The organism is Thermoactinomyces sp. CICC 10735 (assembly GCF_016055175.1).
GTDB classification, from domain to species: Bacteria; Bacillota; Bacilli; order Thermoactinomycetales; family Thermoactinomycetaceae; genus Thermoactinomyces; species Thermoactinomyces vulgaris.
Window position 1 is genome coordinate 181,667 of the sequence record NZ_JAECVT010000001.1, and the last position, 15,829, is coordinate 197,495.

At 47.0% G+C, this 15,829-nt stretch carries 14 protein-coding genes; 9 read left to right on the forward strand and 5 right to left on the reverse strand.

Annotated features, from left to right (window positions below):
* Window positions 1-599: 599 nt before the first annotated feature.
* Both gltP and I8U23_RS00910 read right to left on the reverse strand, forming a co-directional pair.
* The gene (gene gltP / locus I8U23_RS00905) at window positions 600-1,871 is read right to left on the reverse strand and encodes a glutamate/aspartate:proton symporter GltP (RefSeq protein WP_049719954.1); all 1,272 of its coding nucleotides are present in this window, start codon (window positions 1,869-1,871) and stop codon (window positions 600-602) included.
* A gap of 224 nt (window positions 1,872-2,095) precedes the next feature.
* Window positions 2,096-2,233: a hypothetical protein gene (locus I8U23_RS00910; RefSeq protein ID WP_156473318.1), complete on the reverse strand. Its 138-nt coding sequence runs from the start codon at window positions 2,231-2,233 to the stop codon at window positions 2,096-2,098.
* Window positions 2,234-2,423: 190 nt separating this feature from the next.
* Between I8U23_RS00910 and spo0A the strand changes: the two genes are divergently transcribed.
* The gene (gene spo0A, locus I8U23_RS00915; RefSeq protein WP_037993823.1) at window positions 2,424-3,224 is read left to right on the forward strand and encodes a sporulation transcription factor Spo0A; all 801 of its coding nucleotides are present in this window, start codon (window positions 2,424-2,426) and stop codon (window positions 3,222-3,224) included.
* A 30-nt stretch (window positions 3,225-3,254) separates the two neighbouring features.
* Here the strand turns inward: spo0A and I8U23_RS00920 are convergent, their stop codons facing one another.
* Together I8U23_RS00920 and I8U23_RS00925 are read right to left on the reverse strand one after the other, a co-directional pair.
* The gene (locus I8U23_RS00920) at window positions 3,255-3,494 is read right to left on the reverse strand and encodes a hypothetical protein (RefSeq protein WP_037993821.1); all 240 of its coding nucleotides are present in this window, start codon (window positions 3,492-3,494) and stop codon (window positions 3,255-3,257) included.
* A 17-nt stretch (window positions 3,495-3,511) separates the two neighbouring features.
* Complete coding sequence (locus tag I8U23_RS00925) at window positions 3,512-4,453, reverse strand: superoxide dismutase (RefSeq protein ID WP_232335409.1); 942 nt, start codon at window positions 4,451-4,453, stop codon at window positions 3,512-3,514.
* Between the two features lie 175 nt (window positions 4,454-4,628).
* On the opposite strand from I8U23_RS00925, the gene I8U23_RS00930 reads away from it, so the two are divergent.
* On the forward strand, window positions 4,629-5,195 hold the full coding sequence (locus I8U23_RS00930; RefSeq protein WP_049719955.1) for a TetR/AcrR family transcriptional regulator: 567 nt from the start codon (window positions 4,629-4,631) through the stop codon (window positions 5,193-5,195).
* Between the two features lie 131 nt (window positions 5,196-5,326).
* A complete protein-coding gene (locus I8U23_RS00935; protein WP_049719956.1) occupies window positions 5,327-7,465 on the forward strand; it encodes an MMPL family transporter in 2,139 nt (712 codons plus the stop codon).
* A 75-nt stretch (window positions 7,466-7,540) separates the two neighbouring features.
* Here the strand turns inward: I8U23_RS00935 and I8U23_RS00940 are convergent, their stop codons facing one another.
* A complete protein-coding gene (locus tag I8U23_RS00940; RefSeq protein ID WP_049719957.1) occupies window positions 7,541-7,801 on the reverse strand; it encodes a DUF2627 domain-containing protein in 261 nt (86 codons plus the stop codon).
* Window positions 7,802-7,925: 124 nt separating this feature from the next.
* Here I8U23_RS00940 and I8U23_RS00945 point away from each other — a divergent pair, with 124 nt between their 5' ends.
* The 6 genes from I8U23_RS00945 to I8U23_RS00970 all read left to right on the forward strand — a co-directional run bounded on the left by I8U23_RS00945 (window position 7,926) and on the right by I8U23_RS00970 (window position 15,818).
* Entirely contained in the window at window positions 7,926-9,986 is a 2,061-nt protein-coding gene (locus I8U23_RS00945) for a sigma-54 interaction domain-containing protein (protein ID WP_037997454.1), read from the forward strand.
* Between the two features lie 108 nt (window positions 9,987-10,094).
* On the forward strand, window positions 10,095-11,120 hold the full coding sequence (gene ptb / locus I8U23_RS00950) for a phosphate butyryltransferase (protein WP_232335410.1): 1,026 nt from the start codon (window positions 10,095-10,097) through the stop codon (window positions 11,118-11,120).
* Window positions 11,121-11,142: 22 nt separating this feature from the next.
* Window positions 11,143-12,243, forward strand: coding sequence for a Leu/Phe/Val dehydrogenase (locus I8U23_RS00955; protein ID WP_037997456.1), 1,101 nt, complete (start codon window positions 11,143-11,145; stop codon window positions 12,241-12,243).
* Window positions 12,244-12,278: 35 nt separating this feature from the next.
* A complete protein-coding gene (gene buk / locus I8U23_RS00960; RefSeq protein ID WP_198050721.1) occupies window positions 12,279-13,391 on the forward strand; it encodes a butyrate kinase in 1,113 nt (370 codons plus the stop codon).
* On the forward strand, window positions 13,384-14,811 hold the full coding sequence (gene lpdA, locus I8U23_RS00965; protein WP_198050610.1) for a dihydrolipoyl dehydrogenase: 1,428 nt from the start codon (window positions 13,384-13,386) through the stop codon (window positions 14,809-14,811). The genes buk and lpdA overlap by 8 nt, the downstream gene beginning before the upstream one ends.
* A gap of 17 nt (window positions 14,812-14,828) precedes the next feature.
* Window positions 14,829-15,818, forward strand: coding sequence for a thiamine pyrophosphate-dependent dehydrogenase E1 component subunit alpha (locus I8U23_RS00970; RefSeq protein ID WP_037997459.1), 990 nt, complete (start codon window positions 14,829-14,831; stop codon window positions 15,816-15,818).
* Window positions 15,819-15,829: the final 11 nt, after the last annotated feature.

Here is a 15,829-nt window from a genome sequence, read left to right on the forward strand (position 1 = left end):
ATACACATGGTTACGGAAAACAAAAGCAGAAGGATGGATTTTAAACCGTTTCCTTCGCTGGCGCAAGTATGTATGTAATTTGTTTTCCGTAACAGATTCACCTTCCTTTCATGGATGTGTTTTCATGGCTGTCATAACAGACAGAATGAACCCGGAGGTTCACTCTGTTTAAGCAATATTTCGATTTATTTGCAAACCGGGTTACGGTTTACAACCTATGTAAATAATTCATAAATCATAGCCAATTATACTTGTTTTTGTAATATTCGATTTAAAACACTCTTGTCTATATTGTTAATTCTTCTTTAAAGACGATTGAAATGGATGATTTAAGGGAAAAATACAAATTTCTTTCAACATATTTTTTTATATTAGCATATTTTGGCTTGGAAGGGTAGGGATGAGGGGAGAAATCAGGAAGGAAATTTATTAAAAAGGAGTAAATCAGATAAAGTTATTCATAATTTCATTCCATGGAGTTTAAATTGCATCTTTTACGGTCAGATGCTGTCGGTTGGAGATTGCAAGGGGAAGGGGAAGGTGTTATGTTATGAGTCGTTTCAATCAATGAAAAAGACTGCTGTTTGAACGCAGCAGTCTTAGGTGGCATTTTTGATTTCTTCAAAGTAGTCTTTGGCTTTTTTCTCGTTAAATTGTTTTTCCCATTTGGACATGACAACCGATGCCAAAGAATTGCCCAGGACGTTGACAACCGTACGCATCATGTCCATAATGCGGTCGACGCCGGCGATGAATGCCAATCCTTCTGCCGGGATGCCGACAACATGCAAGGTGGCTAACAGGACCACGAAGGAAACTCCCGGAACTCCGGCAATTCCTTTGGAGGTTATCATAAGTGTGAGCAAAAGGGTGACCTGTTGGGTGACAGTCAAATCAATGCCATACATCTGGGCGATGAAAATGGCGGCAATGGCTTGATAAAGCGTGGAACCGTCCAAGTTAAACGAATAACCGGTTGGAATGACAAACGAAGTGATCGCTTTCGGGCAGCCAAACCGCTCCATTTTCTCCATCAATTTTGGCAAAACGGCTTCCGAGCTGGAAGTGGAGTAAGCCAAAATCAATTCGTCTTTTAAGATCCTGACCAAATGAAAAATGTTGACTCCGACGATTTTCGCGGTAAGCCCCAAGACCACGACAATAAAAAAGATCATGGTCGCATAAACCAAGATCACAAGTTTGCTCAATGGAATCAAGGATTCGATCCCAAACTTGGAAACCGTGACTCCGATCAGGGCAAAGACGCCAAAGGGAGCAAATTTCATGACGGTATTGGTGACATAAAACATGGCATCGGCGGTTCCTTGGAAAAACCTGAGCACGGGTTTTCCTTTTTCACCGATCGCGGCGATCCCAAGGCCAAACATGACGGAGAAAAAGATGATGGCCAGCATGTCGCCTTCCACAATGTCCGCAAACAAGTTTTCGGGGACGATTTGGACGACGGTGTCAATGAGCCCGTGTTCTTCCGTTTCTTTCGTGGTTTCTTGGTATTGGCTGATATCGGTTTGCTCGATGGATTGCATGTCAACGCCCTTACCCGGTTGAAACACGTTGGCGGCGAGCAACCCGACAAGCAGTGCGATGGTGGTGATGATTTCGAAATAAAGAATGGTTTTTCCGCCGAGTTTCCCCAGTTTTTTAATGTCTCCGACACCGGCTACGCCGACGATAATGCTGGAAATGACAATGGGGATGACAATCATTTTGATGAGGCGCAAGAAAATGTCGCCAATGGGTTGCAGATATTTTTCGATATTCGGATTGCCGAAGAAAACGGCCCCGACAATGATACCCAAAATGAGCCCGATAAATATTTGCCATGCCAGACTGATTTTAACCTTTTTCATTCAATCACCTCGCAAAAAAATGACATGATTATAAATGTTTATGACTATTTATTAATTGATCTAGTAAATAAACGACAAATAATATGTTAAAAGAAATTTAAAGATGAATCAATCTTTATAACAATAATTGTATTTATTTGAATATAATTGTTTTTCAATCTATAAGTTTGGAGATAAAAAAACCGGGAAGATATATCCCAGTTTTTTAACGTTGAATAATGAAGTTAAGTTGACGGGCGGTCCGGCCCTTCCAGCTTCTTGTTTCCAAAGCCGGCGGCAAATTCGGTTTCGGTTTTGTTTTGCTGTTTGGTTTTCTCGTTTTTTTTCTTTTGTTCCAAGCTGGAATTGGACGGTTTTTTCAAAGCGGTTCACTCCTTTCTAATTTTAATATGCAACTTTTTCGTGGTTTTACACCGAATTCGTTTTATGAAATTGTATATTTTTTTATTTTCTTAAAAATTATGCCCTCATCAAAAGGCGGAATGCAGGAAGTTTTGATTCTTTGTCGAATGGAAAAAATAAACTGTTTTGGACGATTGGGAGGGTCTTCCATTGAATAAAATCCGAGTGATCCTAGCGGATGATAATCGGGAATTTGCCGATTTGCTTAAAGAACATTTGAACGGGCAGGGAGATATTGAAGTGATCGGTGTGGCCCACCACGGGGGCGAGGTCATTGAAATGTTAAAACAGGAAATTCCCGATGTTTTGATCCTGGATATTATCATGCCTCATCTGGACGGGCTTGGCGTATTGGAACAGCTCCAGCAAATGGATCTGGAGTTTGATCCGAAAGTGATCATGCTCACGGCATTCGGCCAGGAAAACATCACGCACCGGGCCGTGGAACTGGGAGCTTCCTATTACATATTAAAGCCGTTTGATCTGGATGTGTTGACCCACCGGATCCGGCAGATGAAAGGCATTGCTTCCAAGCCGGCATTGGTGAAATCCGGCTCTTCCGTCCCGTCGGGAAAAGCGGCCTCCGGACAAAAAGCCAATAATTTGGATGCCAATATCACCAACGTGATTCATGAGATCGGTGTCCCGGCCCATATCAAGGGGTATCTGTATCTGCGTGAAGCCATTTCCATGGTTTACAATGAGGTGGAGTTACTCGGAGCGATCACCAAGTCGCTGTATCCCCGGATTGCCAAAAAATACAACACGACTCCGAGCCGTGTGGAACGGGCGATCCGCCATGCGATCGAAGTGGCTTGGAGCCGTGGGAATATGGATTCCATCCGGGAGCTGTTCGGTTATACAATTAACGTAACCAAAGCAAAACCGACAAACAGTGAATTTATCGCGATGGTTGCCGATAAATTACGCATTGAACATAAAGTCGGGTAAGCCGCCACTTGATCGTGGCGGCTTTTTTCATCAGCGGATTCGTACTTTTTCGGAACGGTCAATCCATAACCGGTGTTCTTTTCTCGCTTCGGTGATTTTTCGATAAAGGGATTCGGCTTCGGCATATCTGCGGGCTTTTAAAGCTTGGCGAAATCTTTTTTCCAGCGGTGCCACCACTTGTTGATGAAACATGTTTGCCCGGGTAGTGTACTTGGGTTTTGCAGGACGTTGTTCCTGCCGGTTTGTCGAAAGTCTTCTTTTTTTGCCCATAGGTCATTGCCTCCTTTTTAAGCAGGGGACCAGGTCACTTTCCTGGCGGTTGAAAAACGTTTTTTCACTTCAGGCCAGTAAACCACATTCCACCAGTTGTCGATGTATGCTTTGCGATTGTTTTTGTATATCAGATAATAGGCGTGTTCCCAAACATCTAGGGGCAGTAAAGGAATCACATCTTGTTGGGAAAGGTTTTGGTGTTTTTCCGCTTGCAAAATCTCCAGTCGATGTGCCCTGGGGCTCCAGACCAAAATGGTCCAACCGCTTCCTTCCACCTGTTCTGCGGCGCGGGAGAAGTGTTCCTGAAACCGTACGAAACTGCCAAAATCCATATCGATTTGGTTTCTGAGAGAGCCGGACGGTTCCCCACCGCCTTCCGGATTCATAATTTCCCAAAAGATGGTGTGCAAATAGTGACCGGCTCCGTGGAAGGCCGCTTCCCGTTCCCAATGCTTCAACAAAGTAAAATCCCCTTCCTGACGGGCGGTTTGAATCATTTTTTCAGCCCGGTTCAGTCCGTCCACATAGCTTTGATGATGTTTGTCGTGATGCAGTTGCATGGTTTCCGCATCAATATATGGTTCAAGCGCATCATAGGGATAGGGGAGCGGAGGCAGTTGATGTTTTCCAACGGGAACGCGGGGCTCTTGCAATGGTTTGGGGGATTCCGGCGATTTAGGAGTTTTTTCTGCAAAAGAAGTTGCGATGGGCGAGGCAAGGTTTTGGAATCGTGCGATGAGTTGCTGAAAAGTTTGGTAAAGGGTGTAAGGATCTTTAAAAGGCATTTGTCTTTCCAAATGGCAGATCTGTTTCCACAATTTTTGTCCGGCTTTTTTCTGGTGAGGATCGGTAATGGATTGCAGTTGTTGTTCCAGCCAGGTGCGGTAATATTGAATCATAAAGGCAAAAGACTGCTTCTGCAGATGGTTGAACCCATTCAGGTTTGGATGTATCATTCGCTCCATTCTCCTCCGCAAAGTTGTTTTTTCCACAATATGTGTAGTCGCCCAAAACCGTGAATGAAATTTGGGATAAAAAAGAGAATTTTAGTGTCGAAACATGTTAAAATAAATGGTTACAGTGTTGAGTGTTGGAATGTGGTGAGAGTTTGAAGTGAATGGAGGCGACAAGGTGGCTCGGGAACGCAAGTTTTCAACCGATGAATTGTTTCGTGAAACCAAACAAATTCTTCAATGTAAAGGTTATGACGCCTTTACCCTCAGCCGGTTGGCAGAATGTTTGAATGTATCACGCGGGACCATTTACAAATATTATGAGAATAAAGATGAATTAATTATGGCTTATATGATTGATGAAATGAATCGGTTTCTTGTGAAACTGAATGAAATGGAAACCAGGCAAGGTTTTTTCGCCCAGTTTGAATTTCTGTTGCACCTTTTATTTGAAAACGAAAATATTGATCAACTTATGGAGATCGGACAGCAAATTTCAGCAAGTACGAACAAAGTCAAAGAGAAAAAAGAAGAATTAAGTCGACTCCATTTAATGATTTATGGCCGCTTGCAACAATTAATCCAATTGGGGCGCAAAGAACAGGTGTTGAAAGAGGAAATTCCGGATGAACTGATCTTGGGATTTATTTTTAACTCTGTGGCCATTCCACGCGGTGAAGTCCCATGGGATCAATGGGTCAAGAGCATCGAGGAAATCATCTTTTATGGAATGGTTAAACGTTGAGAAGAATTCGTATATGTTTTTTGATTGACACAAGTGTCACCATTGTTTATGATCTTAAGTGACACTTGTGTCAATTTGCATTCAAAGTGACAGTATTGTTACTTTCATGGAAAGGGGAAAACGGATAAGCGATGCACAAGGTTCTGCAAGCAGTGACGGATCGTGTGACAACAAAGAAGGGAGTTTGGATCACGTTGGCCGTATGGCTGATTGCCGTGGTTCTGCTCGCCCTTTTTGCTCCGGGGGCAAAAGATTATGAGGTGAGCCAAGTGGACACCCTTCCGGGGGAAGCCCAATCGGTCATTGCCCAAAAGAAACTGGATCAGTACTTTCGTCAGGACGGAACACCCGCCATTTTTGTTTTTCAGTCAAAACAAGGGGAATTGAAAGCCGAAGCGCTTTTGGAGTTGTTGAAGAAAATTGAGGGAGCGGATCCGAAGGGACTGGAAGCCGCCGTTCCCCTGCAAAACCTGCCTCCCCAGGCAATGATGGGATTTTTCTCGGATGACAAGACAACCGCAGTCCTTCCTTACATGTTTGATGAATCGCTGGAAACAAAAGAGATCAAAGAGGTAAGGGATCAAATTTTAGAGGTAGCCGGGAATCATCCGGATATTCAGCTTTATGTGACCGGACCGGCCGGAATCGCCGCGGACACACTGGATCTTTTCTCCAGAGCAGATCTGGTGCTTCTTTTCTCGACAATCGGGTTAATCCTTGTACTTTTAATTGTGATTTATCGTTCTCCATTGTTGGCCCTGATTCCGCTGATTGCCGCGGCATTTGTTTATGAGGCTGTGATGCAGATTCTGGGATTGATGGGGAAAGCCGGGCTGGTATACAGTAATCAGACGGTTTCGATTATGTCGATTCTCTTGTTTGCAACCATCACGGATTATTCTTTGTTCGTCTTTTCCCGTTTCCGGGAAGAACTGAAGGTGCATGAGGACAAATTTGCCGCCATGAAAGCGGCCATGAGAGGCACGGGAATGCCGGTCTTCTTCTCGGGTGGAACGGTTTTGGCCGCCATGCTTGTTTTGTTCTTTGCCCAGTTTGGGGATTACCGGAACTTTGCCCCGACTTTTTCCACGGCGATGGCGGTGGTCATGCTGGCATCCGTGACCTTGATTCCTGCTTTGTTTGCGGCTTTCGGAAGAAAGGCATTTTGGCCCAAAGTGCCTCGGGTCGGGGAAGCGAATATCAAAAACAACGCCATTTGGAGCCGGATTGGACATACGGTCGTCAAGAAACCGGGGGTTTTTGTGGCGGCCATCGGGATTTTTCTCCTTTTGTCGGCAAGCTATTTGGCGAACTTGAACTATGAGTTTGACACGATGAAATCGTTCCCGGAAGATATGCCTTCGCGCCAAGGGTATGAAGTGCTGGAGCAAAAGTTTGCCAAAGGGGATTTGGCACCGGCCACCGTTCTGTTGGAAGCCGAGGAGAAGGTTACCAAAACGCAGATGGATTCCTTGCAACAGACGTTGGAAAAACAGCCGCTCGTCAGCCAAGTGCGTCCCAACGGAACGGACGAATCCGGAAAAGTGGTCCGTTTTCAGCTGACTTTTGACGAAAATCCCTATGCGGTGAAAACCATTGATGCCATGGAACAAATGGTCAACCATTCGGGGCAGATTTTAAATGAGAGCGGATTGAAAGGCAACTTGTACTTTGCAGGGGAAACCGCCCACAAAGTGGATGACCGCATCATCAATAACCAGGACACTTGGCTCATTGTCCTGTTGGAAACCATTTTGATTTTCTTGCTCCTGATTGTTTTGACCCGATCCTTTAAGATGCCGGTATACATGATGGGAACCATTTTGATATCGTTTTTGGCCGCGTTGGGGCTGGGAATGCTGTTGACCAAGTGGTTCTTCGGCATTGATTCCATCAGCAACCGGGTCCCGCTGTATTCGTTTGTGTTTCTGGTGGCACTGGGCATTGACTATAACATCATGCTGATGTCCAGGTTCCAGGAAGAGCGGAAAAAACACACGGTCAAACAAGCGGTCGAAAATGCCGTGGCCAGCACGGGAGGGGTCATTTCCTCCGCCGGGATCATTTTGGCCGCCACCTTTGCGGTATTGATGACCCAGCCGATGCAGCTTTTGTTTGTCTTTGGTTTCATTGTGGCTGTGGGCATTTTGTTGGATACTTTTTTAATCCGGGGCATGCTGTTGCCGGGAATGGTGGCATTGTTTGAAAAAGACAAAGCGGAGAAAGAGAAGGATCCTGCTTCCGCCGCTGGGCTTTTGGATAAAGCCTGAAGACGCGGCGGGGAGAAATAAAAAAAGAGGATGGGGGAAGAAACCCTTCATCCTCTTTTTTGTTCGCTCAAAAAGTTAAGAGGAAATTTTGCTTTTTTGACTTTTGAGCCGGTTTCTTTTTTTGTCATGGTGAAAAATGAAACCACCCAGAAAGGCGATGCTGGCCAGAAATAAGACGAGGGAACCGGTAAACGGCAGCCAGGCAAAGGGTTGGCCGGACAGAAAGTCATGGAACATGTCGCGCATCCATTTCCAACTGTATGCGGCCGATGCTCCCGGAATGCACATGATGATGATGGCCAAGATACGTTCATACACAGGTTTTGATGGTTTCATCGATCCGGTCCGTCCTTTCTGTATCTTCTTTAAACATAGTAGCGCAGGTTAGCGGATATTACCACCCGCTTTTCACAGAAACAATATGATAAGATGAATGGCGAAGGAGGAAGGAGGAATTCCGATGAAAACGTTTCTTATTGTGGGAGGCGGTCAGGGCGGGATTGCCATCTTGCAAACCTTGTTGTCCATTGATTTTGTCAAAGTGATCGGAGTGGTTGATTTAAATCCTGACGCTCCTGCGATTTCAGAAGCTGAGAAACATGGGATTCCCACAGGAAGGCAATTCGAACCTTTCCTGGATCCGGCGCCTGATGTGGTATTGGAAGTGACGGGAGATCCGAAAGTTTATGACCGGCTGGGGGAAATGAAACATGAAGATACCCTGTTGATCTCAGGCGCGGTGGTTGATCTGTTGATCCGGCTGGTGGAAGAAAAAAAGAAGTGGTTCATGGCTTACAAGCGCCGGCAACAAGAGTTGGAAACAATTTTGGATTCCACCCATGACGGAATGATCGCAGTGAATAAAGAAGCCCGGATCACGTTGTTTAACCGGGCGGCAGAGAGGATGATCGGAACCTCGGCCGGGAAAGTGCTGGGGAAAAAAATTGAGGATGTGATCCCAAAATCCCGTCTGGAGTGGGTCTTGCACAACGGAAAAGCGGAACTGAATCAAAAGTTTAAACTTCCAAGCGGAATGGAGATATTGACCAACCGAGTTCCGGTGAAGGGGCAAGACGGAAAGGTGATCGGAGCCGTTTCAGTATTCCGGGACATCAGCGAGCTGAAGAACATGTCCCAACAAATCATCGATTTGGAAAGCATGAAAAGCTTGCTGCAGGCCATCATCGATTCATCGGAAGATGCCATTTCCGTCGTGGACACCAACGGAATGGGGATCCTGATCAATCCGGCCTACACCCGTTTAACGGGACTGAAACCGGAGGACATTATCGGGAAGCCGGCGGATACGGATATCTCCGAAGGGGAAAGCATGCATATGAAGGTGCTCCGGACCAAAAAACCGGTTCGCGGCGTCCAATTAAAAGTGGGTCCCCATCGGAAAGAGGTGTTGGTCAATGTTGCGCCGATCATGATGGAAGGGGAATTGAAAGGTAGTGTGGGAATTATACACGATGTTTCCGAGATCAAGCGGCTGAACCGGGATCTCGAACGGGCGCGCCGGATTATCCGAAACCTGGAGGCCAAATATACATTTGATGACATTATCGGAAGTTCCGAAACGATGAGATACAGCATTGAACAGGCAAAGCAAGCGGCGGAAACCCGGGCGACCGTCTTGTTGAGAGGGGAATCGGGAACCGGGAAGGAATTGTTTGCTCATGCCATTCACAATGCCAGTGACCGCAAATACAACCAGTTTGTCCGGGTGAATTGTGCCGCTTTGTCCGAATCCTTGTTGGAAAGCGAGTTGTTCGGCTACGAAGAAGGAGCGTTCACCGGGGCAAGGCGCGGCGGAAAAAAAGGCCTTTTTGAAGAAGCCAACGGCGGAACCATTTTTCTGGATGAGATCGGCGAGCTGAAGCCGAGCACCCAGGCAAAACTGCTCAGAGTGCTGCAGGAAAAAGAGGTTTTGCGGGTGGGAGGCACCAAATCGATTCCGATCGATGTCCGGGTGATTGCGGCAACCAATGTGTATTTGGAAAAAGCCATTCAGGAGAAACGCTTCCGGGAAGACTTGTATTACCGCCTGAACGTATTGCCGATTCACATTCCCCCGCTTCGCATGCGGAAAGAAGACCTGGTGGATTTGGCCCGGCATTTGATTAAAAAGTTTAACCAGGAATATGGCCGGAATGTGGAAGAGATTGACTTGGAAGCGATCCAAACCTTGCATCAATATTCCTGGCCGGGAAACGTACGAGAATTGGAAAACGTTTTGGGGCGGGCCATGATCAATATGGAGTTTAACGAAAGGGTCATGAGGAAAAAACATTTGCCGCCCTTGGATTTATCCCGGGCAAAAGAGGGACAAGATTTGGAAGGCCGGTTGGAAAGTGGTACAGATATTCAACCTTTGAAAGATGTTATACAACAATTTGAAAAAAATTATTTAAAAAAAGTGTATGAAAAAACCAACAAGAACAAAACGGAGACAGCCAAAGCGCTGGGGATCTCCGTTCGAAGCCTTTATTACAAGCTGGAAAAATACGATCTGATTTGATTTTGCAAAAAATTGCATGAAAAAAATTTCCTTTCTCTGCACAGTTTTGCAAACGAAAAAAATCTAAAATAACAAAAGCTGCTAATAAAATCGCGGGATTTTCATTTTTTGATCCGGTTGGCATGCCATTTGCATATCAGTATGTCGGCCGGCGAAATCGTAAAAACTATCGCTGATGAAATGAAAGGAACGACTCAAACAATCAGCCGGAATGAAGAGGTGTTAAGTATGTTAAGATCCTTTGAAGAAATACTAAAAAAAGCAGAATCTTTGCCTTCGGTCAAGGTTGCTGTCGCAGCAGCCGATGATCAGGATGTGTTGGAGGCTGTTCGTGATGCCATGCAACATGGAATTGCCGATTTCCTGTTGTTTGGGGACGAAGCCAAGATCCGGGAGATCAGCCGAGAAATCGGTCTTGATATCAAAGACGGGCAAATCATTCATGCGGATTCCCCCGCACAAGCTTCAAAAATGGCAGTATCCGCCGTTCGTGACCAACAAGCCGATGTGGTGATGAAAGGGATGGTTCAAACGGCTGACTTTTTGCGGGCCGTCTTAAATAAAGAAAAAGGCTTGAGGACCGGCGCCGTATTGAGCCATGTGGCCACGTTTGAAGTTCCGGGATATGATCACTTGATTCATGTCACCGACCCGGCATTGAATGTGGCTCCGGATCTGAAAGAAAAAACCCAAATTGCCCAAAATGTGATCCGGTACTGTCACACACTCGGAAATACCGAACCGAAAGTCGCGGTCCTGGGTGCAGTGGAAGTGGTGAATCCCAATATGGATGCGACGCTTCATGCTGCCGCGCTCGCACAAATGAACCGCCGGGGCCAAATTAAAGGTGCTTTGGTTGACGGGCCGTTTGCTTTGGACAATGCAGTGTCCGTGAGAGCAGCGGAACATAAAGGAATTGACAGTCCGGTTGCAGGACGTGCGGATGTTTTGTTGGTGCCGGACATTGAGGCAGGAAACATGCTTTACAAGTCCATGGTGTATTTTGCCAACAGTAAAATCGGTGCCGTTGTTTTGGGAGCTGCCGCCCCGGTGGTATTGACTTCCCGTGCGGACTCGCCGGAATCCAAATTGTATTCGATTGCGCTTGCCGTGTTGCAGGCAGCTGCCCAATGATCTGATTGAGGAGGAATGAAAGATGAAAATCTTCGATTACATGGAAAAATATGATTATGAACAACTCGTCATGTGCCAAGATAAAGAGTCCGGTCTCAAAGCCATCATTTGTATCCATGATACCACCCTGGGGCCGGCTCTGGGTGGTATGCGCATGTGGACTTATGCTTCGGAAGAGGAAGCCATTGAGGATGCGCTGCGCCTGGGAAGAGGGATGACTTACAAAAATGCGGCTGCCGGCTTAAATCTCGGCGGCGGAAAAACGGTGATCATCGGCGATCCGAGAAAAGACAAAAACGAAGCCATGTTCCGTGCCTTGGGACGCTTTATTCAAGGTTTGAACGGACGGTACATCACGGCGGAAGATGTGGGAACCACCGTGGAAGACATGGATATCATTCATGAGGAAACCCGTTACGTGACAGGCGTGTCGCCCGCTTTCGGTTCCAGCGGCAACCCTTCACCGGTGACCGCTTACGGCGTATACCGTGGAATGAAAGCGGCTGCAAAAGAAGCTTTCGGCGATGACTCACTCGAAGGCAAAGTGGTGGCTGTTCAAGGAGTGGGACATGTTGCTTACGAATTATGTAAGCACTTGCATAATGAAGGGGCCAAATTGATTGTGACCGACATCAACAAAGAAAATGCAGACCGTGCCGTGCAAGAATTTGGTGCCGAATTTGTTCATCCGGACAAAATCTATGATGTGGAATGCGACATTTTTGCTCCTTGTGCGCTCGGGGCGATCATTAATGACGAAACCATTGAACGCTTGAAATGCAAAGTGGTGGCCGGTTCGGCAAACAATCAGCTGAAAGAAGAGCGCCATGGAAAAATGCTTGAAGAAAAAGGAATCGTCTATGCGCCGGATTATGTCATCAATGCCGGAGGCGTGATCAATGTCGCCGACGAATTGTTGGGTTACAACCGTGAGCGTGCGATGAAAAAAGTGGAAGGCATTTACGACAATATCCTGAAAGTGTTTGAGATTGCAAAACGGGATGGCATTCCGAGTTATCTCGCAGCAGACCGCATGGCGGAAGAACGGATTGAAATGATGCGCAAAACAAGAAGCACATTTTTGCAAGATCAACGCAACCTGATCAATTTTAACAACAAATAAGGGATGGAAAATTGCAGGCAGATTAGAATGGAGTGTTGAAGGTGGAGCCGATTCGGGTTCTGGCAATTAACCCTGGATCAACTTCGACGAAAATCGGTGTGTTTGCGGACGAAAAACCGATTTTGGAAGAAACATTGCGCCATGATCCAAATGAAATAGCAAAGTTTAAAGACATGTTTGACCAATATCCGTTTCGCAAACAAGTGATTCTGGACACCTTGGATCGCGAAGGGATCAACTTGAACAAACTGGACGCCGTGGTCGCACGCGGAGGGTTGTTGAGACCGATTCCGGGCGGAACTTACAAAGTGAATGAAGAAATGATTGCTGATCTGCGTTCAGCGGAATATGGCACGCATGCTTCCAACCTGGGTGCCATCATTGCCCAAGAAATTGCGGATCAATTGAATATTCCGGCATTCATCGTGGACCCGGTGGTGGTGGATGAATTGCAACCGGTTGCACGGATTTCCGGGATTCCTGAAATTAAGCGGAGAAGCATTTTCCATGCTTTGAACCAAAAAGCAGTGGCCCGGCGCGTTGCCCAAAAATTGGGGATGACCTATGAAAAAAGCCGTTTCATAGTTGTGCATATGGGAGGCGGCATCACCGTGGGCGCGCATCTGGAAGGCCGGGTGATTGATGTCAACAACGGATTGAACGGAGAAGGACCGTTTTCGCCCGAACGTGCGGGGACGGTGCCGGTTGGCGATTTGATTTCACTCTGTTTTTCCGGCAAATACTTTGCCAGTGAAATTATGCGCATGGTTGTCGGGAAAGGCGGACTCATGGGTTATCTGGGAACGACGGATGCCCGCGAAGTAGAAAAGATGATTGAAAACGGGGATGAAAAGGCAGCTTTGATTTATGAAGCGATGGCTTATCAAGTGTCCAAAGAAATCGGAGCTTATTCCACGGTGTTAAACGGACAAGTGGATGCCATCGTTTTGACGGGCGGTCTGGCCTACGGGAAATCTTTCACCAAAATGATCCAAGATCGTGTGGATTGGATTGCCCCTGTGCATGTGGTCCCTGGAGAAAATGAATTGCAAGCATTGGTCGAAGGAACGTTGCGTGTGGTTCGCGGCGAAGAAGAGGCCAAGCATTATCCACCGATAGAAAAAGGAGTCGAGGTAGTCCATGGCTGAGAACTATGATCTCGTCGTATTGGGGGCCGGGCCCGGCGGTTATGTCGCCGCCGCCCGTGCCGCCCAACTGGGAATGAAAGTGGCTGTTGTCGAAAAGGAACGCTTGGGAGGCGTCTGCTTAAATAAAGGATGCATCCCGACCAAAACTTTGTTGAGAAGCGCTGAGCTTTACCAAAATATGAAAAACAGCGAAGAATTTGGAATTTTCGTCGGGGATGTCAATCTGGAATTTGACCGGGTGCAAAAAAGAAAACAAAAAGTGGTCGATACCTTGCATAAAGGAGTCGAGGGACTTCTCAAGAAAAATAAAGTGGATGTTTATTACGGAACCGGCCGCATTTTGGGCCCGTCCATTTTCTCGCCGATGCCCGGAACCATTTCCGTTGAGCACGCGGACAGCAGTGAAGAACCGACGATGCTGGTTCCCAAAAACGTGTTGATTGCAACGGGTTCCAGGCCCAGAACATTGCCGGGGCTTGAAGTCGACGGTCAATTTGTCATGAACTCGGATCATGCCTTGCAAATGGAAGAGCTTCCGAAATCCATGATTATCATCGGAGGCGGCGTTATCGGTGTTGAGTGGGCTTCCATGCTCAGCGACTTTGGTGTGGATGTCACCATTGTGGAGTATATGGACCGGATTTTGCCTTTGGAAGATGAGGATGTCAGTAAGGAGATGGCCCGTCTTTTGAAGAAGAGAAAAGTAAAAATCCTGACCGGTGCCAAAGTGCTGCCGGAAACTGTCACTGCTCAGGGTGGAAAAGTGACCATGCAGGTGGAAAAAGGCGGGGAAGTGACAACACTGGAGGCCGACCGCACCCTTGTATCCGTCGGGCGTGAAGCCAACATCGATGACATTGGCTTGCAAAACACCTCGATCAAAGTGGAAAAAGGTGTGATTCTAGTCAATGAATTCATGCAGACGGAAGAAAGCCACATTTACGCCATCGGTGATGTCATCGGCGGATATCAATTGGCTCATGTGGCTTCGCATGAAGGAATTTTGGCAGTGGAACACATGGCCGGCAAAGAAGTTTATCCGATTGATCCGCTCACCATTCCGCGATGCACATACAGCCGTCCGGAAGTGGGAAGCATCGGTTTGACAGAGGCGCAGGCCAAAGAGAAAGGCTATGAAGTCAAAGTCGGCAAGTTTCCGTTCCGGGCCGTCGGAAAATCATTGGTATTCGGAGAAATGGACGGATTCATAAAAATCATTTCTGACAAGAAAACCGATGACTTGCTGGGTGTGCATATCATCGGTCCCCATGCAACCGATATGATTTCGGAAGCCGGGTTGGCGAAAGTATTGGATGCAACGGCTTGGGAAATTGCCCATACCATTCACCCGCATCCGACATTATCCGAGGTTTATGCCGAAGCAGCGATGGCTGTCGACGGAAAACCGATCCATGGTTAACGAAAGGGGCGTTTTTGATGAGCGAATTGAACCATCGGGAATTGGGATTAAGCGATGACCAAGTGTTGGATATGTACCGTTACATGCTTTTGGCGCGCAAAGTGGATGAGCGCATGTGGCTTTTGAATCGGGCCGGTAAAATTCCCTTCGTGATCTCTTGTCAAGGTCAAGAAGCCATCCAGGTGGGGGCTACGTTTGCATTGGATCGCGAAAAAGACTGGCTCTGCCCTTATTACCGTGATTTGGGCATGATGCTGGTATTTGGGCAAACCGCCAGAGACCAAATGCTGTCTGCCTTTGCCAAAGCAGAAGATCCAAACAGCGGCGGACGCCAGATGCCCGGACACTATGGAGATCACCGTTTCCGCATTTTAACCGGTTCCAGCCCTGTGACGACCCAGGTGCTTCATGCGGTGGGAATCGCTTATGCCGGTAAACTGGAAAACAAAGATCATGTGGTACTCACCACTTGCGGGGAAGGTTCCAGCAACCAGGGGGATTGGCATGAGGCATGCAACTTTGCGGGGGTTCATAAACTGCCTGTGATCTTTATGGTGGAAAACAATAAATATGCCATTTCCGTGCCGCTCTCCAAGCAAGTGGCCGGGGGCGAAGTATGGAAACGGGCAGAGGGATACGGATTCCCCGGCATCAAAGTCGACGGAAACAATCCACTTGAAGTTTACAAAGCGGTCAAAGAAGCAGCTGAACGTGGCCGGAAGGGAGAAGGTCCGACCTTGATCGAAGCCGTTTCCTACCGTTTGGTTCCGCACTCCAGTGATGATGATGACCGTACTTACCGGGCACGGGAAGAAGTGGAAGAAGCAAAGAAAAAAGACTCATTGGTCGTCTTTAAAAATTACTTGATGGATCAAGGTGTGTTGACCGAGGAGAAAGAAAAAGAAATTCAGGATCAAATCGCCAAAGAAGTCAATGATGCCACGGATTATGCGGAAAAAGCACCTTATCCGGAACCTGAAACCATTCATGATCATGTATATGCCTAATCGAGCAGGAG